Origin of the sequence: Mesorhizobium sp. M0808 (assembly GCF_040320025.1) — a bacterium.
In the GTDB taxonomy this organism is placed as follows: Bacteria; Pseudomonadota; Alphaproteobacteria; order Rhizobiales; family Rhizobiaceae; genus Mesorhizobium.
In genome coordinates, this window is record NZ_JAMYOX010000053.1 from 1 (window position 1) to 22,331 (window position 22,331).

Genomic DNA, 22,331 nt, shown 5'->3' on the forward strand with positions numbered 1-22,331 from the left:
ACCCAGACCCTCGAGCGCATCGCCAATGGCTGGCGAAACAGCGATATCGAGGCGCTCATGCCTTGGAACTACCAGCGCTAAACGGCATCAGCTACGCGCTTACGTTTCATCGGAATGGCCAGCACCTGTTCTATGACGGGGAGCGCGGTCAGATCGTAGTGGGCGGCATACTTAAGGAAAGAGCGAAGTGCCGCCAGGCGGGCGTTGCGAGTACGGGCGCCGTTGCTCCGCTCCTTCTCCAAGTGGTCGAGGAAGCTCAGGATCAACTGCGCATCGAGGTCGGCCAGGGTCAGCCGGGTGGGCGCCTTTCCAATCGTCGCCTCGGCGAAGTCAAGCAACAATCGGAAGGTATCGCGGTAGGCGGCGATGGTGCGCGAACTGACGGCTCGCTGATTGCCCAGATGTTCGACGAAAAAGCGCTGCAGCAGGATGGGGAAGGACGATGCCAGCTTGGGGTCAGTCATGATGACCCTCTCCAACGGTAGAGGCGAACAGCTCGAATCGTTTGCCAGCGACCGCCATGAGTTCCGGGACGCCGGTCAAATACCAATAAGTATCGGAGATCTTGGCGTGGCCGACGTAGGTCGAGAGCGCCGCCATGGCGTTGTCGATATCGGCGCCATGCTCGTGCCAGAGCTGGATACGGCGGCAAATGAAGGTGTGGCGCAGGTCGTGAATACGCACCTTGCCATGGCCGCCCCGCGCGGTCCAACCAAGGTTGGTGCGAAGCTTCTGGAAAACCTTATTGATCCTCCGCTCCGCGAGGAATCCACCCGCCGGAGACAGGAACAGCGGTGAGTCCTCGGTGAGTGCACCAGGACGCGCCCGAACCTCCAGATAGCGCCGTAGCTTGGCTACGACGGTGGCGTGTATGGGCGCATGCCTGGATTTGCGGAACTTCGTGTTCCGAACCGTAAGGAACGCTCCATCGAGATTGACATCGCTGCAGCGCAGGTGAAGTGCTTCTGAGCGGCGCAGACCCGTAGCGGCGATCAGCCCAAAGATCTTCGCGTAGGTTGCCGGCCGCAACCCGCCCTCAGGGGCGAGGCGCGAAGCGGCGGTCACAAGGTCGCAGATCTCCTGCTCCGAATAGACGTGCGGTGCGAGGCGGCGATGTGAACGACCAAAGGTCGCGGTTTGTGGGAAATCGGTGCCGGGATCGAGCCGGGCAAGATACCTCGCGAACGGGCGAAGGGCCTCGAGGCGCCGGGCCCATGAGAAAGGACTGGCCCGTTTGGCCTGGCCTTGCACCCAGTTCAGGACGATATCGTTGGTGAGCGGGCCACTGTGACCGCGCTCGTCGGCAAACAAGGCGAAGGCGGTGATTTGATGGCCCTGCATCCTGAGGGCGAAACCAAGGGCGCGGCGTTCGGACAAATAGTCCTTTGCCAGCGAGAGCATGGTGCGCGCGCCGGTCATTGCGCGCTCCCCGGCCAGGGTAGGGCCACAGCTGCAAGATTGGTCAGATCGACCTTTGCGTAAATGGCGGACGTGTCGAGGCTTCGATGCCGCAGGATGTCTGCAATCTCCTTCATCGGCGCGCCGGCGCGCAGAAGTCGGCTCGCCATGCTGTGGCGGAGAATGTGGACACCGGTCCGCGTCCATCCACATCGTCGGTAGCCGGCCAGCACTGCGCGTTTGACGCTCTTCGTCGTGATCGGCTCGTTGTAGGGGGCAACATGGCGAACAAATATGGCCCGGTTCGACGTCGCGGGCCGCTCCTCGTGCAGATAGGCTGCGATCGCCGCTCCCGTCTGGGACGGTAGCGGCAGAGCATCCGCGCGTCGGCTCTTGGTGCCGACAAGCTTGATCGTGCCATCGGCCCAGTTGATGTCGTCAAGCTGCAGCTTGACGACTTCGCTGGATCGCAGACCGAGATCGATCAGACACCGCACCATCGCATAAGCCCGCAGGCGCGACGGGAACGCCTGATCAAAGGAACTCAGCAGTTCGTCGATCTCGGCGCCGGTCAGCACCTCGGGCAATGATGCCAACCGCCAGTGGGCGACCCGGGGAATCGCGGCCTTCAGTTCGCTCACCCGGTCGCCGGACATGCTGCGGAAGCGGAGATAGCAGCCAATGATGACGCCGATCGCGGCGACGGTGGTGGGTCTTCGCCCCTGATTGCCAAGGACGAAGCGGCGGATGGATGCGGCGTTGACTGTCGCCAGGGAGATCGGCTGCTCGCCGAAATGCTCGACGAGAAATCCTCCAACCACTCGGCAACGCTTCCGACGGGTGTTGTCCGCCAATCCCCAGACATCGCGCATGTGGGTATCGAAGCGCGTCAGCTCCTGTTCGATGGCGGAATTGCGGGCAGGATACTGCAGCACCACGCCGCCGGCTTCGAGTACCTCCAAAAGATGGCCCAGTGCCGCCTGCAACTCATGGCGCAAACGACGGACCGGGTCGGAGCAGGCGCACGCCGGCAGGTGCTCCGAGAGAAAGCGCATAACGGCGCCCTGGCCGATCGCTTCCAGGTCATACCCCTCCTGAGTCAGCCAATAGGCGAAATGCGCGATGCAGCACAAATAGGCGCGCTGCGTGTTCGGCGCATATCGCCTTCGCTGCAAGTGCTCACCGTACTGCGAAACGTAGGGCCGAAGAATACTGCCCTCCAGCCAAGCGCGGGGCTGTGGCTGAAGGATGATCGCTTTTTGCATGTTGATCTCCGAGTTGATGGGACTCGGAAGGATTATGCGCAGCGCCTAGTTTGAATGCCGGCCACCATCTCACTGATCTGCCGAAGAAAACTGGATAAATGTCCCGATGAGCTGCGCATAATCATCGGGTGCGCATAATCCCTGACATAGGTCCAAGATGCGGCCCGTATCGGTCTTGCCCTTCGCCAAAATCGGCACTGTGGTGTCGTCTTGCGCATGCACCGGCTTCAGCGCCGCGGCACAGGCTCCGACCTGGTCGGCCAGTGTGGAGAGGCTGAGGTCGATGCCTTCGCGGGCATAGCGCTCGCTTTGCCGGTTCAGCGGCTGGTGCTGGGCGAACTTCTCGAACAGGATCATCGCCAAAAGGTTTGGTCCGGCAAAGCCGCGCGGGGTCACATGGAAGGGCCGGCGGCTGCGAGATCTTCTCGCATTCGCGGCAAGAGAACTTCTCGCGCACGGTCTGGATCACCTTCCACTGGCGCGGGATCACCTCCAGCGTCTCGGTAACGTCCTCGCCAAGCTTGGCCAGCTTGCCCGAACCGCAACGCGGAGCTGCAACTCCATCTGGTCAAGAAGCCTGGCTTTGCGTTCCGAGCGACTGCCATGGATGTCGCGCTTCAGCTTCTCGATCTAGTCGCAGTCGCGCGATCAGCGCATCCGAGTGCGAGTTCACGGCTTGCGCGCGGGCAGCGAGAGCTTGCGCCTCGCGGCGGGCCGCACGCTCCGCGAGGATCATCGTGCGCACTGGCAAGATCATCAGGAAGCTGATCGGGCCGCATCGGTTACGGCGCGATGGAATCATATTCGCTCCTCCATGCCAACGATTTTGCTCATCCCGCCGAGCTCGGACGCCAGGTCTTTTGCGGCATCCACCAGTCGATGCCTTCGAGCAGATAGCCGAGCTGAGCGGGCGTGATCACCACCGTGCCGTCAGCCGCAGAGGGCCAAATAAAACGCCCGCCCTCCAGCTTCTTCGTAAACAGGCAGGCACCCTGGCCGTCATGCCAGATCACCTTGATCAGCCCTCCTCGACGCCCGCGGAAGCAGAACAAGTGGCCGCTGTGCGGATCGCGCTTCAAGGTCTCCTGCACCATCAATGCGAGGCCGGGGAAGCCCTTGCGCATGTCCGTATATAGCCAGTGGGGAGCCACACCTTCACGCCGCTCGGGACCGGGATCATCGCCGCTCCAGCACATCCAGGATCCGGCCGAGCGCTTCGGTATCGATATACTCTCAATCCGCAGCCGACGGGCGCCGCCAAGCTCGATCGTCACCGTGCTGCTCTTCTTGCGCGGTCGGGAGATTGGCGGTGGCTGCGCCTCGACGACCTCCACGGGAACAAGCTGCGGCACGGACGGCGCGGAGATCTGGCAGAGCTCGTTGCGCCACCGGAAAAGCTGACTCACATGAAGGCTCGCCGATCGCGCGATCTCCGAAACACTGGCCCAGGCTCGAACGTCGCCGCGACCAGCCGCTCCTTCTCCTCCCGAGGCCAGCGCCGGCGCCGCTCGACCGACGTGATCACTCCAATCTGATGCTTCGTCACAGGGCTACTCCTAGTGCTTGCACTAGGACTTGCAGCCTTCAGCCTACCTCAGCAAGGCGGCCGTCACCGTGCGTCACCGTGGGGATACGTGATTGGCGATGAGCGAGGCGATGCTCTTGCAGTTCAGCCCACCGATCTCGACAGCGCGGGCCGACACGCTTCGGCCCGATCGCATGTGACATCGCGAAACAGGCGCAGGACACCCGGGCATGTTCGAAAGCCTTGTTCAGGATGTGGGCGGCTGGCCAGGATTGCGACAACCAAGCCTTCCGTCTCGGGGCCGACGGATGCGGCCCAGCGACGGAAACGATCCGGCGTCCACTCGGCATATCGCCGGTGGGAGCTGGGCATATGATCCGGATCCGTCCCATGACGAGGGCCGCCATAGCGGCGCTGATGGACGGCAATGCGCTTGCCGCGGTGGAAGATCTCGTGGTGCGTGCCGTTGCTCTCAGATCGACTTGCTGGCGAATGAGGTTGTGCGGTACCGAATAAAGAAGATCTTGAACTCGACGTGGTAATCCGTCGAGACGCGGGCCAAACGCCACTCGGCGAATTCGTAGTCTTTGCTCGGAAGGCTTGCCAGTGCAGCACGCTCGACGCTCTCGAACAGTTGCCGGCGACTGACGTCCAGCCGACGCATGACGTGATCATTTGATGCGATCGAGTGCCTGGCGAATGGCGGCATTGGCCTCGGCCAGCGAGAAGAAGGTCTGGTTGCGCAGCCGCCCCAGAATGCATGACTGGGCGAAACGCACGCCGTTCTCGACTTTCGATTTGTCCTTCGGCCGTCGCGGCCGTGCCGGAAGAACGCCGACGCCATAATGGGATGCCATCATGCCGTAGCTGCGATTGATCTCGGGATCGTAGAAGCTGGCGCGGCTGACGCCCGACTTCAGATTGTCGGGGACGATCAGTCGGGGAACGCCATCAAAGAAACGAAACATCCTGACGTGTGAACCAATCCAATCAGGCAGTGTCTGGGTCCAGGTTGCTTCGGCATAGGTCAAGCTGGAACTTCAGTGCCGAAAACCGGCCGGTCTTTGGTTGGAATGGTGGCCGGCTTCATACCGGAATGGTGGCCGGTGTTTGATCGGAATGGCGGCCGGCTTCACGTCGGAATCCGCAACCTGTCGCTGGATTGCTCATGGCGACACGGTCCTGTTCCTTGGACCTCCGGGTACGGCAAGACACATCTGGCGGTGGCTCTCGGCAGAACCATAGCGTCCAGTTCGTCACGGCGGCCACGCTCGTGGCGATGCTGGCCAAGGCCCATGACGACGGTTCACCCGAAAGCAGCTGACGACCCTGTCGCGGCCGAAACTGTTGATCATCGACGAGCTCGGCTATCTCCCGTTCGAAGCCAATGCCGCGCATCTGCTCTTCCAACTGGTGTCGCGGCGTTATGAGCGGGGATCGATCCTGATCACCTCCAATCGCTCGGTGGGCGAAATGGGGCAGCGTGTTTGGCCATCCCTGTGGTGGCAACCGCATCCTGAGGATAGCCTGGCAGGCTGGGGAGACACGCCTTCACGTATCGAAGGCCGTATCGCCGGATCAAACCCTACCCGAAGAGGCCGAGCATGCTGGAGCCTTACGAGGCCCGGATACGGACATGGCTTGAGGCCGAGCCGACACTCTCGGCAGTCACGGTGCTCCAGCGCCTCATGAGTGCCGATCCGTCGCGCTTCACGAAGAAGATTCTGAGGACAGTGCAACTGGCTGTGAGGCATGGCGCGCGGAAACGGCGGAGCGGATCATCCTCGACGGCGACTGGATGAACCGCGCGGGTCATGTCGGCACCACCACTCTCGGTAACATTCTCCGGTGAGGCAATAGGAGGGGTCAAATCCTCACTTCGCTTGACACCTGCGTTGCGGCCAAATCGGCATCCCTGTATCGGTGACTCAGCTCGAGACCGGAGCGCTCAACGCCCGCACGGTGGCTCCGGCGAAGGGCGGGGGTAGCTGGGACCTGGTCGTAGCCTCTCACTGGGGGTCTCTCAGACCAATGGCCGGTGGAGGTATGTCCGCAGATTGTTTCTATTCGCCAAGGATCGGAAGTGGTGTAATCGACCAACCGATTAAATCGACGGCCCGCTGAAGTATCACCTTGGTCCGAGCAGGGCTGGATGAAGCGACGATGACATGTCCAATCCAGTCTCCCGAATCGCCTTTTCTGATGATCGCCGTCTTGGGTTCAACATAGAATTTGACCTCGGCGACACCTGACACAGCGGCCGCCCGACTCTCGCCAGCGATCGAATTAATGGTGCCATCGCGATCAGAAACAAGGATTCGGGCGGCCGCAGTCTGCGAATGCGTTTTGCGCAAGTCCCATTCGTCGCCGATTGCAAGTTTGATATGCCCGGTGATTAGATCGACACCATAAGCCAACTGAATTATTTGAGGGGTGGGAGTGCCAGGCAGACGCGGATTGACTTCAATGACGACTGGGCCGCGATTCGTCCACCGGAGTTCAACGTTCGTTGGCCCCCAGCCAAGGCCGAGAGCTTGCAAACAGCTCAGCGAAACATCGACAATACGCTCATGCTCGTCATCTTTCAGCGGGGCCGGATGGGTCATTTCACGAATGACGAAATGCGGCGGGGGGCCGAACTCACCGGCGTAAATCCCAATGACCTCGTCTCCCATTATGTCGGCGCCATAGTAAGGGCCTTGTGCGAATTCTTCGACCAGTATCCTCGGCGAAGATCGCCATATGTGCTTCCCGTCCAGCAGGTAGGCAGCATGTTCGGCTAACTCACCGGCGTTGCGGCACAATCGGACACCTCTGCTACCGGCCCCTACGGCTGGCTTAAGAATTACCGGCAGTCCGATCTCCGCGGCAGCGCTTTCTACGTCCGTCACATTGGTTGCCAAGCGGTAAGCAGGTATTGGTACGCCGGCCGCCGCGAGGAGCTGACGTTGAGTGAATTTGTTGCAACATCGTTCAATAGATGCTGCGTTCGGTCCCGGTAGATCGAAATACCGGCAGAGCTTACCAACGGTCGCATAGACCGACTCTATGTCGGACGTAATGCCAGCAATGTCATAGGTCGCACGAAGCTGGGAGCATTCGCGGATCAGGGCATCGAGATTGCCTGTATCGACGCGAATTGACTCAATGTCCTCCGCAGCAATGTAGTCGTACCGAGCCGGATTCGCCGACAGGACAATTGGATGAACACCAAGACGCTGGGCTGCTTGGACGTATAGCATACCAGTGCACCTAGGATGGCCTTCAACCAGGATGAGCGCTTTTCTTCTTGCCATTGGCCGTTAACTCCGACGTTGCGTGCTGTACGGCGGTCCGAGGGTAAATCGGCATCAGCTTTTTTGGCGGTGCGTGACCTCGGACTTTGTACTGAATGTATCGATGTCAGCGATTTCCGGTTGCAAAGATTCTGTAAAGTTATTTGAAGGACCTGTTGTAACCCATCGGGTCGTCCTGCCACGATAGGTCTTTAACCACACAACGCGAAAAACTCGGGAGTCAAGACTTGCCTTGACAGGTTCGTCGCCGGGAGTACGCCAGAAAAATGCCTGATTTTGTTTCAACTGCTTCCCCCGTCCCGCGCTGCACCTGCGTGGGGAAGCAGAATCGGCTCGCGCGCGGTCTCCACCTCCTCGCGGGCATCCTAAATGACGAAACGACGAAGGAATCGTTCAAGCACTGTCGGTTCTCGGCTGCGCCGTTCTGGCAGTCTGGTCACGATGACGTTGAGAGGGACCATGCCAAACCGAATGACAGTGAAGGACATCCTAGCGATGTTGCGACTGACCCATGAGCAGGTCGTTCTGTACGCGAAGGCGGAACGGCCGGAGAACTTTTCGCCGGTGGCACTGTGCGACGTGAGACGCTGCGTGAGGACACGACATAGAAAGCAATGGTTTAGACAGGAAAAGCTTGACCTCACCGACCCCAATCAGAGAAGCCTGCTGGTGGTCAATCTTGGCGGGACGGCAATTGGGAGAGGTATCGCAGCAACACCGTCTATCGAGTGTGTTTGCTCGCTCGTTTGTCGCGCAACGCCGAACTCCCACTTGTGAACGCGAAGGACCTGGGCGCGTCGGCAACTTGCGTCGAAGGTGAGCGAGCCGATGCCGCAAAATGCGACGCCAAAACCACTACACCCTTCGCGACCGAGATGGTGGCGACCATAGGATGACCAGCCTGCTTCAATCATAAAGGAGACGCTCTTCCAGACCGCCGCGTGAGGCTGAGCTGCTCATGCGAGGTTAATCTCCAGAGACCCGCTATAAGCTATATTGCCCTCCCAAGGCGCACCGGCCCGGCAGCGAGCTTAGTCTCCTGCCGGGCCTTCTTCTCTGAATGGCTGCGCTTTGAATGACCCGTCTGCGCTCCGGTATGTGCGGCCAAAAGCCTTGGGCGAGTTCACTGTGGTTTAGCTTTGCAAGACGTTTTTCATAGATTTGTCGAGCAACTCGCAGACAGCGCTGACACGACCGACCTGCGCAACGCTTTGGCGGAGGCTGCCTCCTCGCTCGATCTGCCGTGTTTCGCCTACCTTTTCCCTTCACTTAGGCCGGGCCGCAAGACAGACCTGTTTTCCAACTATCCTCAGCTCTGGACATCTCACTACCTTCACAGGCGTTATGAAGAGGTTGACCCGGTGATCCATCAGGCGCGTCGTCGTCAGGAAACATTCAGCTGGGATGCGCACGGCGGCGGTCTCGGATTGTCCACGCTACAGCGACAATTGCTGGATGAGGCAACGCAATTCGGCATTCGCTGCGGCTTCACCATCTCGATCCATGACCGCCGCGGTCTTTTTGCTGCGCTGACCTTCGCCTCCGATGAAAGGCAACCACTGTTCTTCCGCATGATCGACCGATACGAACGCGCGCTGCAGCTCATCGCGATCTTCTTCCATATTCATGCCCGTCGTAAGCTAAGTGACGGCCGCGTCGTGGATGGCATTGCGTTGTCCCGAAGGGAGATCGAGTGTCTGAAATGGGCGGCTCGCGGCAAGTCGGCATGGGACATCGGTCACATCCTGGGATCACTCAGCGCACCGTCATCTCGACAACGCCAAGAAGAAGCTTGGCGTGCGGACGATCACTCAAGCAGCCGGGCACGAGTCTAAGTCTCGCGGCTGTGCGAAGAGATCGACGCGAGGTGAAGGCCTTCTCCGAGCGGCCGATCGATGGTGATTGACTCTACCTATGGATCGACGCTACTTACCTGAAGGTCCGCCGCGGTGCCGGCTCGGGCCGGAGAGCATGGCGACCAATGCGCAAGCACACCACGCCGGACAAGATTATCTCGGCGGGCATTTGATTCTCCTCAATTCGCGTGCCGGCACATCGTCCGCCATCCACAGATCGGCCCGAAAACGATTGTCGCTCGCAGATGAGTGGCCTTAATGTCTTCAACAGCGTGGAAGTTCCCAGAATGCATCCTCGTCGGCCTCGTGCTTGATCTACGCTGGCGCGGTGAGGGCGATGAGTTGCAGCTCGTTCCTATTCGCGAAGCGTCGAAAATGGTGTGATCGACCAATCGATCGAATCGACGGCACGCTGAAGGATGGCTTCGGTGCGAGCAAGGCTGGGTGAAGCGGCAACGACATGTCCGATCCAGTCCCGGTAATCGCCTTTCCTGATGATCGGCGTCTTGGGTTTAACATACAATTTGACCTCGGCGACACCTGGTACAGCCGCCGCCCGACTGTCGCCGCCGATCCAATCGAGGGTGCCATCGCGATCAGGAACCAGGTACCGCGCGGCCGCAGTCTGCGAATGGCATCTGCGTAAATCGCATTCTTCGCCAATGGCAAGCTTGACGTGCTCGGTGATGAGATCAACACCATAAGCTAACTGAATCAGTTGAGGATCGGGCGCGCCACCAAGACGCGGATTGACTTCAATGACGACTGGACCGCGCTTCGTCCACCGGAATTCAATGTTCGTTGGCCCCCAGCCGAGGTCGAGAGCTCGCAAGCAGCTCAGCGAAACATCGACGATACGCTCATGCTCATCATTGGTCAGCAGGGCCGGAAAGGTGAATTGACGAAAGACGAAATGCGGTGGGCGGCCGAGGTCCGCCGTGGAAATCCCAATAACTTCATTTCCCATGATTTCGGCGCAATAATAGGGGCCTTGGGCGAATTCTTCGACCAGTATCTTCGGTGAAGACCGCCATACATGTTTGCCGCCCAACAGATAGATCGTATGTTCGGCCAACTCGTCGGCGTTGCGGCACAATCGGACACCCATGCTGCCACTGCCTACGGCTGGCTTGACAATCACCGGCAGCCCGATCTCCGCGGCAGAGCTTTCTACGTCCGTCGCATTCGCGGCTAAGCGATAAGCAGGGATTGGAACGCCGCCCTCCTCGAGGAGCTGACGTTGAGCGAATTTGTCGCAGCATCGTTCAATCGATGCGGGATTTGGTCCCGGTAGATCGAAGTGCCGGCAAAGCTTGCCAATTGTCGCATAGGTTGTTTCGTCAACGTCCGTAAAGCCAGTAATGCCAGCAATGTCATAGGTCGCACGTAGCTGGCAACATTCGCGGATCAGCGCATCGAGATTCTCTGTATCAACATGGATTGCCTCACTTCTTTCCTCCCCAAGATAGTCGTACTGAGTTGGATCAGCCGACAGGGTAATTGGATGAAGACCAAGACGCTTGGCCCCTTGGACGTAGCGCAGACCATTACCCCTTGGATGGCCTTCAACCAGGATAAATGCTCTTCTTGTCATTGGCTGGTAACTCCGGGGTTGCGTGCTGTGCGGCGGTCCAAGCCCAATCGGCATCAGCTTTTAGCTTTGCCTGACCTCAGACTTTGCGATTAGGTACTATTATTAGCGGTGTGCGGTCGCAAAGTTTCTGTGAAGTTGTTTGAAGGACCTGTTGCAACTTTTTATTACCGGCGGCGCGGCACGAAGCGTCTCGAGGAATTCCGGAGGATTGCGATGCAGGCCGCGCCTGACGGCTGCGCCCCTCCTACAGACCAGGCCGTCCTCCATCACACCCCCACTGAGGAATGCTCGGATGAGTTCGCGCACACGTTACCGGACACCTTCGGGCGACGCGCGCCAACAGGCTGTCGTGATTGACCCGATCGAAAAGCCCTCGACTCATTGTCAAGCTATAGCTGTAACCCTCGTAACTGAAGCGTTGCGCTCGGGCCACTGCCTGATGCGCGCGCGCCCGGGCGCAAGCCATGGCTGTGCTCGCAAAAACGCCGGTGTCCTACTGCTCCCGGAGAACCCTGCAGCAAAGATTGCTGGATCAGTCTGTCGACCACGCAAGGTACGCCAGTTGCTGACCCCGCCCTTTTTGGGCATTTCGACCGGCTTGACCGGCGGCTGGTCGATTCCCTTGAGTAATCGAGAGCCAATGCGCCAGTGCATCTATTTACTGCCGGTCATTGCGGAACGGCCATCCATCGTTGATGGCATCGGCGTTCGAGCTGGGGCGATTGGGTTTATGTCGCTTTTCCCTTGGTTGCTTTCGCCCTCACGCGAGCTTGTTCAAGGCGACATCATTGGATCGTCGCCAGTTCCGCGCCGAGTCCGACCGCCTTGCGAGCTTCAACCCTGATGTGATGCGGCCGGCCTTTGGGGCATGGATGAGCGTTTCCATTTTCATCGCTCAATGAGCGCGACTGCTTGCCGCTCGGCAACCTCCGCCCCCTGCTTGACCAGCCATGGTCACCCGACAAGGGAATGGAAAGCGTCGCCTGGTGCCAAACAGCTTTTTCGGATTCGCACGGCCGGATCTTGTTCTCTGGTGGACTGACGTTGGATGTTGCAGCGACCGACCGGCTTCCGCGGGCAGTCAAAGAGTCAGCAACCTTCGTAACGGGTGGCATGCCACGAGCGCGCGTCCGAGCGACCAGATGGGTGTGGGCGATGCCTGCGGAAAGTGTGGCGAGCCAGTATTTGCTCGACGCTGTTGCGTCCTTGAGTCTCCTCGGTGAGGAGCCACTTCCGCGGCGCGGTTAGATCGCGGTCACGATGGGCGGCTCGCACGCGCACACGACAAAGAGGGAAACCAGCCATTCCGCGGCCACTGATCGTGCGCTATGCCCCCGTGGGCAGGCTCATAAGCCATTCCGCCGCCTCGTCGCCGGAGAATGATCCAAGATCCCGGATCGCGGAATGCTCCGATGAGTTGGAGTACCCGTTGTCGAATATCCTCGCTGCGCCGCGTCATCAGGCTGTCGTGATTGATCGAACGGTCACTCGACAGACTACCCACCATCACCCCTTCTGGAGAAAGTAATCGTCGTTCGGCCGTGCCACGCGCTTGAAGGAAGCTCGTCACGGTACTTCGCAAGCGAGACGGGCGACTGCATTTTTTCCTCTCACCGGCGAACGCCGATCCCATCCTCGTTCCTGTCGATTGGACGGATTTCGGCGATAACCAACAGCGGCATCCGGCGCCATCCTCCAGCTTGGGTGTAATAGCGGACGATGCAAATTGCGCCGTCGTGGACGGGGGCCATGCCGGGCTTTTGCAAAATGCCGGCACCACGCTTTTCACGCCTCGCCCCATTCGGCATAGCCGCGTCAGGTGAGAATCATTGCGCCCTTCTCATAGTGGTGTTGACGAAGCTGGAAGGAAAGGTTGATGCCGCGCCGTGGACGACAGGCAGGGAGCCGATCTCGTCGACGACGAGCAGAGCAGGCCTGCAGAAGAAGCGCATGCGCTCCTGGAGGCGGCCCTCGCGTTCGGCCCTTGCCAGCACGGCGATGAGTTCGCGGGCCGAAGCCCTGAGTGGCGCTGTCAACCTCGGCCAGGGTGGGCCAGCCTCGGGATGAAATACCGGCACGAATATCCGGCAGCCGGGACGGAACCTTTGGCCGCCAAGTTGGAGCACGGGACCAATCTCCGAAGCGTCTGCACGCATGGGCTATGATTGCTGTCTTGTGGACGGTCGCGAGCTTGCTTTTCCATCCAGTCCAACTCGTATTGACTGACGCCTCAGGCTAGCAATTTGTCGACGGGCAGGCCAACCCTTTGGTTTCAGGACCGCGCAATGGCGATGCCGTTTATGAACACAGTGATCTTCCGCCTCCATTTTCTGCTTACTAGAATGGGAAGATCGTCCGCTCACCGGCAAGAGGCGCCGCCGTCCTCCTCGACGCAGCATTCGACGGTTCGATTCCACTCGTTCGGACGGAAGATGGCGAAAGCTATCGCAAGGCGGCCGGTTGCGGGATTCCGACCAGAGAACGGTCTGTGGAAGTCGTCTACCGTGACCGTTTAGCCCGCTCCCCCATCGTGCTGCGCCTCCTGCTGGATGTGCCCACCCCTGCAGATGGCGAGGTGGTCCCGGTCTCGTCGAAACCGCTCCGGACAAGGGCAATGGCTTCTCATGGCATCACGTAGCTCGAATATAGCCGATGACGATCTGCCAGACGCTTTTGCTGGAGCATACGGCGACCATCGCAATCTCGATGTGTCGCTCACGATCGGACAGCCGCCGCACAAGCGAAGCTTGACGCTCGCTTATGAATCGGGGAAGCGGCTGGTTGTTGATTGGATCAAGGCTTTGGCTGGCAACTCTATCAGGGTCACGATCGGTACTTTGAATGCTCCGCTCGGCACGCAGCTGGTGGCATGTAACCAAGACGCGGGAGAGGAGATGCTGCAGCCTGAAGAGGTAATTGTGATCGCCACCAACTGCAGTGCTGTCGTCCCCGTCGACACGACTTCACCAGCCCCGCCTTCCGCCGCCAGACCGAGGAGACCGCGATTGACGTTCCAATCCCGTGCGACGGATAGGCTGCTCGTCGCGCTCACGGTCGGACCCATGCTCTTTGTCGTAGGGCTACACTTGCTCGGCGCGAGCCTGTATTCCACACCAAGCCGCCGCAAACAGAGCGATAGCTTTTGTAACCCGCAACAGCGACGGCAGGCTCACTCGCTCATCGATAGCGTGAATGTTTTCGGCAACCGGTCCGTAGACAAGGCTGGTCATGTCGCCGTGTAGGGCAAAGACAGCGGCGTCGAGGTAGCAGGGCATTACGAAGCGCTGAAGTTCCCTTTCGGAACTGGCGGCGAGTGAGTGCGCTTTTGCCAGAAGTGCTTCTGCTTCGTTTCCTGCCGCGAGAACATATCCCCCCTGCTTGACACCGACCCACTCGATCTCCGGCTCAGGGCATCCTTTGAGTTGCGGGTCATTCAGAAAGGCCTCTCTGAGAAAGCTCTCAAACCTTACCGCGCGGGCCTCTGCCATCTCGCCGGGGTAGAAGCCAATGCGGCCCTCAAAACGGCACTCGCTTGGCACCGAGGCGAGCCACTCGCCTCCCGATATCGTGCCGATCGTCAAAGCTATTGGGTTGTCGACGCCGGCGAAATCAGGCTGAGCTATGGGTTGCTCTGCAATCCACTCTTGTTCGAGCTGGCGCAAATGCTCGATAGTCCGAATTGCAATGTCGATTGCGCTCCTACCGGCGGCGACCTCGAATGGGTGAGCGGGAACCCCTTGGACCGTGATAGCGAATTTCATGACGCCGGTATTGGCGCTGACAACCTTCTCATCGGTAGGCTCAGGTATAAGAACTGCATCGGCGCGGAAGCCCTCCGCGAGAACCATTGCCGCTCCATTGCCCGTGGTCTCTTCTTCAATGACTGACTGAAACTGGACCGCCCCCTTCAGCTCGAAACCCGCGGTCGACAGCGCGTCGAGGGCAAACAGGTTTGCAGTCAGGCCAGCTTTCATGTCACCCGCGCCACGGCCATAGAGCCATTCCCCGTCACGAGTGGCCGAAAACGGCTCATATCTCCATCGGGCGCTTGTGCCGACTGGCACCACATCGACATGTGCGTTGAGTGCCAGAGACCGACCGCCTTCTCGCGTTGACTGCTTCGAGCCAACAACAATGGTAGAATTTTTGAGGTCAAATCTGGTCGGTGAGAAAGCCGGATCCTTTCCGATGCGAGCTGGATCGATCGCGAAGCTGCGAACGTCATAGCCTCGATTTTCGAGAGCATTGGAGACAATTTTCTGAACACCAGCTTCATTGCCTCGAACAGAGGCAGCACGCACCAGCTGCTGCAAAAACTCGACCTGCTCATCGAAGCGGTCCTCAATGGCCTTGATGATGCGCTCAATATCCGCGGGCACCAATGGACGTCTGTCGAGTGCAACCTCAACAGCGGGATGCCGTAAAGCTGGGGGTTCGTTCACGTTTGCTCTCCTGAATTGCTCTCCTGAATTCTTCAATAGGATGTATCGCTGCTCCGTGCGCAGCGTAAAGCTCACGTTTGCTACCCAAATGCTAGTTTTGTTATGCAAAGTGCTATGGAGAAATGGCCATTAGGTTCGAACGGGGGTTAAGCGACGATCTTCATCCCGGCCGCTGATCACGCTTCCTCGAACGGGCGAACGCATGCCAGCCGCAGTCCCGCCCTAAAAAAATCTAGCACATCACCAAAGCATTCAGACCACCTGATCTCGGCGGAAACGGAATGCGAAATTATGAGCCGGGCGTGTTACGGAGTCGACGAGAGCGTAACTCGTGCAATGATGAAATCGAAAACGTCAAACGAAATGGGCCGCCTCCTGAACGGTGATGGCGGTCTCAGCTAAAAGAAGGATGCGGACAAACTTTCATACGGCGCCAAGCAAAATACTGGTTTCTGTCGACGCAACACCGTCAATGCTCCGTATTTCTCGTAGCGCACGGTCTAAATCCGCGAGGCTTGCAGCGCGAAGTTCGGCGATATAATCCCATACTCCGTTCGTTGTATTAAGTGAGACAACTTCAGGAACCCCGTTGAGCGCCTTAATGAGCGCGGCGGGCTTCTTACTTGAGGTTTTCACACTCATCATTGCGCGCAAGACCGTCTCGTCCAACTCTTGCCGAGTGCGCACGGTGAACCCGCGCACCGCACCGGACGATATCAAGCGATCGAGGCGTTTCTGTATCGTCCCTCTTGAGACCTGCAGCTTCTGTGCAAGTACCGCGATTGGCATTCGCCCATCCAACCTGAGGAGTGCAACTAGCTGCCTGTCGAAATCGTCCATCGCATAGCCCCGCGCAATCTGTCGATTTTTATATAGCAATTTGCTGAACATTACTAGCATTCGGTGAGCGGAATTGAGCTTTACGCTACGCATGACGCCACCTTATGATCTTGACATAAACGCTTTGGGAGGAGCTTCCGAACTTTGAAATTCCGGTCCAACTCATTGGAGAACTGTTAGTATGCTCGCGGCGCAGACCAGCGCTACTTCGAGATGCTGACAACGTGGGTGGGGCAGGAGCTCCGTTCACTCAGACCGTCGTGACAACGTCGGCTCTGTCGAACGATGACCCCGGTCGTCTCTATCGTAGCGCGTCCTTGAAACATTGTATGGCGAGCCAACGGAATCACAGGTTGTCGGCTGCGCCCTTACGATCGCTAAGTTCTTTCGCAGGTATCCACTCGGAACAACTGTAAATCGCGGCCCGAAGCTAAGCCTAATTCTCTGGAGCCGGCAAGAGTTCCGATTTTCGCGAGGAGTTTGCATGAGCCACTATACCGCCTTTTCGATTCTGCGAAATGGACTGTCGGGGAACAAACACTGGTCGCGCGCGTGGCGCGACCCCGCGCCGAAGCCAAGTTACGACGTAGTGATCGTAGGTGGTGGTGGTCATGGCCTTGCCACCGCATACTACCTCGCCAAGGAGCATGGGGTACGAAACGTCGCGGTCCTCGAGAGGGGTTGGCTTGGCGGCGGCAATACGGGCCGTAACACGACTATTGTCCGCTCGAACTACATGATGCCTGGCAACACGATGTTCTATGAGCGCTCTATGCAACTGTGGGAAAACCTAAGCCAGGAACTGAACTATAACGTAATGATGTCCCAGCGTGGTTACTACTATTTGTTCCATTCACCCGCGCAGGGGGATACGGCGCGTCGCCGTACCAACATCATGCGTGCCAACGGCATCGATGCCGAACTGTTCGATCGTGCTGAGATCAAGAAGCGGCTCCCCTACCTGGATTATTCAGACAATGCGCGCTTTCCAATATACGGCGCAGCACACCAGGCGCGCGCGGGCACGGCGCGCCACGACGCTGTTGCGTGGGGCTATGCGCGCGGCGCAGACAAAGAAGGTGTCGATCTTATCCAGCAGTGTGAAGTAACTGGCTATCTATGGGACGAGGGAAAGATAGTCGGGGTTGAGACAACTCGCGGCTCGATCCGGGCAAACAAGGTGGTGCTCGCGGTTGCCGGCCACACTAGCCACCTTGCAGCCAAAGCAGGGCTCCGTTTGCCGATTGAAACCCACGTCCTTCAGGCGTTTGTCACCGAACCGCTGAAGCCTCTTGTTGATCACGTGATCATTTTCGGAGCGGAGCACTTCTACATCAGTCAGTCAGATAAGGGAGGGCTCGTGCTAGGGGGCGACCTTGACGGGTTCAATTCATATGCGCAGCGCGGTGGGCTCCCGATCATTGAGCACACGCTGCAAAGCGCAAAAGCACTGATGCCGTCGTTGTCGCGACTAAGGCTTCTGCGCCATTGGGCGGGCGCCATGGATATGACAATGGATGGCTCTCCCATCATCGGCAAGATGCCCATTGAGGGACTCTGGCTGAACGGCGGCTGGTGCTACGGCGGCTTCAAGGCGATACCCGCCTCCGGATATTGCTTCGCCTGGACTATCGCCAGGGGAGAACCCCACCCAGACATTGCTGAGTTCACGCTGCAACGCTTCGAGCGCGGGTACCAGATCGACGAGACGGGCGCCGGCCCGTATCCAAAGGCGCATTGAGGTTCAAACATGCTGAGAATTCATTGCCCGGCTTGCGGGCTGCGGGACCAAACCGAGTTCACTTACGGCGAAGACGCAACCGTTCGCCGCCCCGATATGAACGAAACGGATTTCAAAATTTGGCACGACTACATTTTCATCCGCGATAACCCTCGCGGTCTGCATAAGGAATACTGGCATCACGTCGCGGGGTGTAGGCAGTGGATCGTAGTTGAACGCGATACACTGACCCACGAAATGTTCGGTTCTTTCCTCGCCCGTGAGGTCGCAGTATGACCGCGCGGCGGCTCCCAACCGGTGGACGGATTGATCGCTCTCGTAGGGTCGGCGTTCAATTCGACGGTCGATCTTTCCCGGCACATCCCGGCGACACTTTAGCATCGGCCTTGCTTGCTGGCGGCCAGCAGATTTTAGGGCGCAGTTTCAAATATCACCGGCCCCGCGGTCTGGTTGCAGCGGGTGTCGAAGAGACAAACGCTCTCGTCCACCTACGAGATGGTGATCGCCATGAACCCAATGCACAGGCGACGATGGTGGAAGTCTTCGATGGTCTGACGTCGATGCCGCAAAACGCCTGGCCCAGTCTCCAATTCGATATTGGAGCGGTCACTGGGCTCATGTCCCGCTTCTTCGGCGCGGGGTTTTATTACAAGACGTTTATCGGCCCCTTCAGCGGGACGAAGTTCTGGATGTTCTGCGAGGGTTTCATCCGCAAGGCGGCCGGGATGGGTCGGGCGACGACGCTCCCTGATCCCGACCACTATGAAAAAATCAATGCTTTCTGCGACGTCTTGATCGTCGGTGCAGGTCCGGCGGGAATTGCCGCTGCCCTCGCGGCTGGCCGGAAGGGCGACAATGTCATACTGGTCGAGCAGGACCGCGCCATTGGCGGATCCCTTCTCAGCGAGCCGGCTGGCGCGCCCTCCGATGCCTGGCTTGCTCAGGCTCATGTCGAACTTAGCGATCTTCCCAACGTTCGTGTGCTGACGCGTACGACGGCGTTTGGTGCGTATGACTGTGAGGTGTTCGGCCTCGCGGAGCGGGTGCAGGACCACGTGCTCGCGCCTGCAGAGGGACGGCCGCGGCAGCGCTATTGGGTTGTGCGAACCAAACGGGCCGTCCTGGCGACCGGAGCGATTGAACGACCCATGGTTTTCGCCGGCAATGACGTGCCCGGGGTTATGCTGACCTCCGCTGTGCGTAGTTACCTGAACCGATATGGGGTCCTAGCCGGCGAGCGGATCGTCGTGGCAACAAACAATGACAGCGCCTACACCGCTGCCTTCGAAGTCGCAAATTCCGGTGCGAAGGTAACAATTTGCGACATGCGCCGCGAAATCCCGGCACAACTGAGTGAGAGCGTGAAGAATGCGGGAATCGAGTTGCGACTCGGACACGCAGTCCTGAAAGCGGTGGGTCGAAAATGCGTAAAATCTGCACATGTTGTACCCGTTACTCCGGAAGGGAAGGTAACGGGCAATGGCGTACGGATCGCTTGCGATCTCGTCGCCGTATCCGGTGGCTGGGCACCAACGCTGCATCTGTGGAGCCAGCGCTTCGGAAAGCCACAATATGACAAGGAACTGGACGCGTTTCTGCCGCCGACAGAGAAAGGAGCCTTCACATGCGCCGGCTCGCTCGTCGGTTCGCCATCGCTGAGGGATTCTCTCTCGCAGGGCCACAAAGCTGGTGGAAGCACTGGGAAGGAACCCGCGCTATTCGGCCAGACCGATTTCTGGGGTCGCAATCTTATGCCGGTGGCCGTCATCACCAGGGCGGATGGCAGTACTCCCGGCAAGGCGTTTGTGGACTTTCAGCACGACGTGAAGCTGGCCGATATTGATCAGGCCCATCTTGAGGGTTATGTCTCCGTCGAACATCTCAAGCGCTATACCACCTCCGGCATGGCAGCCGACCAGGGAAAAACGTCGAACCTCAACGCCCTTGCCCGTATGGCCGAATTGCGCGGCCTTACCATCCCCTCCGTCGGCACCACCACCTTCCGCCCGCCCTATACCGCGGTCACGATTGGCGCCATCGTTGGTCATGACCACGGTCTTAATTTCCGCCCGACCCGGCTTTCAACCATCCATGGCTGGCATGAGGAAAATGGGGCCGAGATGATCGATGCCGGTGCGTGGCTGCGGCCATGGTACTATCCGGCCATGGGCGAAGACATTAACGACGCCTATGTTCGCGAAGCCGCGCACGTGCGCGAACATGTCGGCATCGTCGATGTCTCCACGCTCGGCAAGATAGCTGTGCAGGGACCTGATGCCGCGGAATTCCTCAACCGCGTTTATGTGAATGGCTTCAAGACACTTCCGATTGGCAGGCTGCGCTATGGCATAATGCTGCGCGAGGATGGCTTCGTGTTCGACGATGGCGCAACGGCGCGTCTCGGCGATAACGACTACTTCATGACGACCACGACGGCGAACGCCGCGAAGGTGCTGGCCAGGGCGGAGTATCTCCTTCAGACTGCGTGGCACGATCTCAAGGTGCATGTCACGTCGGTCACTGACCAGTGGGCTGCAATCGCGATTGCCGGCCCGAAATCCCGCGGTGTTCTGAGCACCCTGACAGGTGCGGAGCTGGGCAACGAGACACTGCCCAACAATCACTTCACCCATGTCACGATCGCAGAAGTAGCCTGCCGCCTGCACCGCATGAGCTTCTCAGGTGAACTGGCGTATGAGCTCTACGTGCCGGCCAAGCGTGGCTGCGCGATTTGGGAGGCTCTTATCGCAACCGGCGCTCCATATCCTCTCAAGCCGTACGGTCTCGAGGCGATGGGCGCCCTGCGCATTGAGAAAGGCCACATCGCCGGTTCGGAAATCGAAGGGCGCACTACCCTGAAGGACTTAGGCCTAGAGGGGTTTGCTTCGAGCAAGAAGCCATTTGTCGGCTCCGTCCTGCGCAAGCGTCCCGTTCTTGAAGACCCGATGCGCCCTTCGCTGGTGGGGCTGGAAATCGTTGGCGATTCTGGTGCTAGGGCAGGCTCCCTTCTTTTCGCGCTGAATGCTCCCACCAAGGGCCACGGTGAGGGATGGGTGTCGGCCGTGACTTACTCTCCGGCGCTCAAAAGGAATATCGCCTTAGCACTTCTGTCGCGTGGCCCTGAGCGATTTGGTGAAACAATCCAGGTGGTAGACTTTGTCGGCAATCAAACATTGAAGGCAAAAGTCGTCTCGCATCATTTCTTCGATCCGGAAGGACACCGTCAGAATGGCTAAAAAGCATCCTTTGCCGGTACGCGGCACAACCAGTGACGGCCTGGCTGTCGCCATCGATCAAGTAGACTCTGGCTATCTGACGCAGCTTGCCGGCTGGGGAGATTTCAACAGGAAGGCAGACGATGCGCTCCAGGCAGAGGGGCTGGCGCTGCCAGGTGACTTCTGTTCATCGGTCCGCCGCGGGCCGACGACAGTCTGGCGCATTGCGCCTGACCGGGCGCTGGTTCGGTCGGACACCGCTCTTGGCTTTGAAAGCGCAATCGATCTGTCCGTCCTTGATCTCTCGGACGCGCGCGTGTGCCTCACGCTCGAAGGACCGGGCGCCAGCGGGCTTTTCAGTCGTGTAACTGCTCTCGACTTTGCCGACGCAGCCTTCCCGGTTGGACATTTCGCGCAGACGGCCATTCACCATGTCAGTGTCCTTATCGACCGCCATGGCCGCGACCAGTTTACAGTCTTCATCCCAACGACGTTTGCAATGTCGCTTACCAGCTTCTTGGCTGATCATCTCACGGCTGAGGTGGCAACCAAGCCAGCAAACGGGTAAGATCGCGAAATCTGTCATTCATGAAACTGGCTTCTCGCTGCCTCGTGGCAACACCTCCGCGCGAGGAACATTCTATGGAACGCAATCAACAGAACCAGGCGCCAATTGGCGGCCCAAATACGCTCGAAACTCAAGCCACATGGGATATCCGCGTTCCCAGGCCTAGACTGAGTCGAGCTAGAATCGAACCCGAATTATTCTGTCCGCCTTCGAAGTCGCCAAGCCAATCGCATTTTGGCAGCATTATTTGCTCCCACTCCTCCGGCGTTTCTCTATCCGGCTAGTCGGTCGTTAATGACCCAAGAGGCCTCCGAATACTCGATTCTGGTGGTTGGTCCGGCCCTGCGAGGCAAGCTAGTTACTAAATTCACGCTGCTCTGCGTTTCGCAGGGCCTCGCAATCACCTTGTGCACAAGATTGCGCCCGCGCTCAACTTCTTGCTGGCGACATGCGACGCCGTCTGTGAACCCGTCTTAGATCCAAAGTTTTTTGGTCGGAGGGACTTGATGGCAGAGCCCCCGCAAATCCCCGACATTCGCGGGATTCCGGGACGCGTCTACGTCAAACAGGCGATTCAGGATAGCGCCATCT

General features: G+C 58.9%; 16 protein-coding genes and 4 pseudogenes. 8 read left to right on the forward strand and 12 right to left on the reverse strand.

The genetic code is table 11. The features are described from left to right. On the forward strand, positions 1 to 81 hold an 81-nt coding region (locus tag NKI25_RS36610; protein ID WP_502897481.1), incomplete at its 5' end, for a transposase domain-containing protein. Here NKI25_RS36610 and NKI25_RS32405 read toward each other — a convergent pair. The 7 genes and pseudogenes from NKI25_RS32405 to NKI25_RS32435 form a co-directional block, all read right to left on the reverse strand. Then, a complete protein-coding gene (locus tag NKI25_RS32405) occupies positions 78 to 464 on the reverse strand; it encodes a site-specific integrase (protein WP_353000462.1) in 387 nt (128 codons plus the stop codon). The two genes, NKI25_RS36610 and NKI25_RS32405, sit on opposite strands and share 4 nt — an antisense overlap. Further along, entirely contained in the window at positions 457 to 1,419 is a 963-nt protein-coding gene (locus tag NKI25_RS32410) for a tyrosine-type recombinase/integrase (RefSeq protein ID WP_353000463.1), read from the reverse strand. The genes NKI25_RS32405 and NKI25_RS32410 overlap by 8 nt, the downstream gene beginning before the upstream one ends. Then, positions 1,416 to 2,663 carry a site-specific integrase gene (locus NKI25_RS32415; protein WP_353000465.1) on the reverse strand — a complete coding sequence of 416 codons (1,248 nt, stop codon included), beginning with the start codon at positions 2,661 to 2,663 and terminating at the stop codon, positions 1,416 to 1,418. The genes NKI25_RS32410 and NKI25_RS32415 overlap by 4 nt, the downstream gene beginning before the upstream one ends. 137 nt (positions 2,664 to 2,800) lie before the next feature. Next, positions 2,801 to 3,442: pseudogene (locus tag NKI25_RS32420) on the reverse strand (IS66 family transposase); the annotation flags it as partial. Positions 3,443 to 3,493: 51 nt separating this feature from the next. Then, a complete protein-coding gene (gene tnpB / locus NKI25_RS32425) occupies positions 3,494 to 3,997 on the reverse strand; it encodes an IS66 family insertion sequence element accessory protein TnpB (RefSeq protein ID WP_353000467.1) in 504 nt (167 codons plus the stop codon). 663 nt (positions 3,998 to 4,660) lie between these two features. Then, positions 4,661 to 4,852, reverse strand: coding sequence for a hypothetical protein (locus NKI25_RS32430; protein WP_353000469.1), 192 nt, complete (start codon positions 4,850 to 4,852; stop codon positions 4,661 to 4,663). 7 nt (positions 4,853 to 4,859) lie between these two features. Continuing rightward, positions 4,860 to 5,156 (reverse strand): hypothetical protein, encoded by a 297-nt coding sequence (locus NKI25_RS32435; RefSeq protein WP_353000471.1) that lies wholly within the window; start codon positions 5,154 to 5,156, stop codon positions 4,860 to 4,862. 160 nt (positions 5,157 to 5,316) lie between these two features. Between NKI25_RS32435 and NKI25_RS32440 the strand changes: the two are divergent. Together NKI25_RS32440 and NKI25_RS36615 are read left to right on the forward strand one after the other, a co-directional pair. Continuing rightward, positions 5,317 to 5,707 (forward strand): annotated as a pseudogene (locus NKI25_RS32440) (ATP-binding protein); the annotation flags it as partial. 85 nt (positions 5,708 to 5,792) lie between these two features. Next, on the forward strand, positions 5,793 to 5,990 hold the full coding sequence (locus NKI25_RS36615) for a hypothetical protein (RefSeq protein ID WP_502897477.1): 198 nt from the start codon (positions 5,793 to 5,795) through the stop codon (positions 5,988 to 5,990). Positions 5,991 to 6,251: 261 nt separating this feature from the next. Here the strand turns inward: NKI25_RS36615 and NKI25_RS32445 are convergent, their stop codons facing one another. Beyond that, positions 6,252 to 7,484 carry an ATP-grasp domain-containing protein gene (locus NKI25_RS32445; protein ID WP_353000473.1) on the reverse strand — a complete coding sequence of 411 codons (1,233 nt, stop codon included), beginning with the start codon at positions 7,482 to 7,484 and terminating at the stop codon, positions 6,252 to 6,254. 1,139 nt (positions 7,485 to 8,623) lie between these two features. Here NKI25_RS32445 and NKI25_RS32450 point away from each other — a divergent pair. Next, positions 8,624 to 9,386: pseudogene (locus NKI25_RS32450) on the forward strand (LuxR family transcriptional regulator). A 309-nt stretch (positions 9,387 to 9,695) separates the two neighbouring features. Here the strand turns inward: NKI25_RS32450 and NKI25_RS32455 are convergent. From NKI25_RS32455 to NKI25_RS32470, 4 genes and pseudogenes are all read right to left on the reverse strand, one after another. After that, positions 9,696 to 10,934 (reverse strand): ATP-grasp domain-containing protein, encoded by a 1,239-nt coding sequence (locus tag NKI25_RS32455; RefSeq protein ID WP_353000475.1) that lies wholly within the window; start codon positions 10,932 to 10,934, stop codon positions 9,696 to 9,698. Between the two features lie 1,818 nt (positions 10,935 to 12,752). Continuing rightward, positions 12,753 to 12,940, reverse strand: a pseudogene (locus NKI25_RS32460) (ATP-binding protein); the annotation flags it as partial. Between the two features lie 1,074 nt (positions 12,941 to 14,014). After that, entirely contained in the window at positions 14,015 to 15,376 is a 1,362-nt protein-coding gene (locus NKI25_RS32465; RefSeq protein WP_353000476.1) for an ArgE/DapE family deacylase, read from the reverse strand. 423 nt (positions 15,377 to 15,799) lie between these two features. Continuing rightward, positions 15,800 to 16,267, reverse strand: a complete 468-nt coding sequence (locus NKI25_RS32470) for an Lrp/AsnC family transcriptional regulator (RefSeq protein WP_353000479.1) — start codon at positions 16,265 to 16,267, stop codon at positions 15,800 to 15,802. A gap of 433 nt (positions 16,268 to 16,700) precedes the next feature. Between NKI25_RS32470 and NKI25_RS32475 the strand changes: the two genes are divergently transcribed. Genes NKI25_RS32475 through NKI25_RS32490 form a run of 4 tightly spaced genes read left to right on the forward strand, consistent with a single transcriptional unit; the run spans position 16,701 to position 21,740 of the window. Further along, entirely contained in the window at positions 16,701 to 17,957 is a 1,257-nt protein-coding gene (locus NKI25_RS32475; RefSeq protein ID WP_353000481.1) for a sarcosine oxidase subunit beta family protein, read from the forward strand. Positions 17,958 to 17,966: 9 nt separating this feature from the next. After that, positions 17,967 to 18,233 carry a sarcosine oxidase subunit delta gene (locus NKI25_RS32480; RefSeq protein ID WP_502897478.1) on the forward strand — a complete coding sequence of 89 codons (267 nt, stop codon included), beginning with the start codon at positions 17,967 to 17,969 and terminating at the stop codon, positions 18,231 to 18,233. After that, complete coding sequence (locus NKI25_RS32485) at positions 18,230 to 21,193, forward strand: sarcosine oxidase subunit alpha family protein (RefSeq protein ID WP_353000483.1); 2,964 nt, start codon at positions 18,230 to 18,232, stop codon at positions 21,191 to 21,193. The genes NKI25_RS32480 and NKI25_RS32485 overlap by 4 nt, the downstream gene beginning before the upstream one ends. 10 nt (positions 21,194 to 21,203) lie before the next feature. After that, positions 21,204 to 21,740 carry a sarcosine oxidase subunit gamma gene (locus NKI25_RS32490; RefSeq protein WP_353000485.1) on the forward strand — a complete coding sequence of 179 codons (537 nt, stop codon included), beginning with the start codon at positions 21,204 to 21,206 and terminating at the stop codon, positions 21,738 to 21,740. Positions 21,741 to 22,331: the final 591 nt, after the last annotated feature.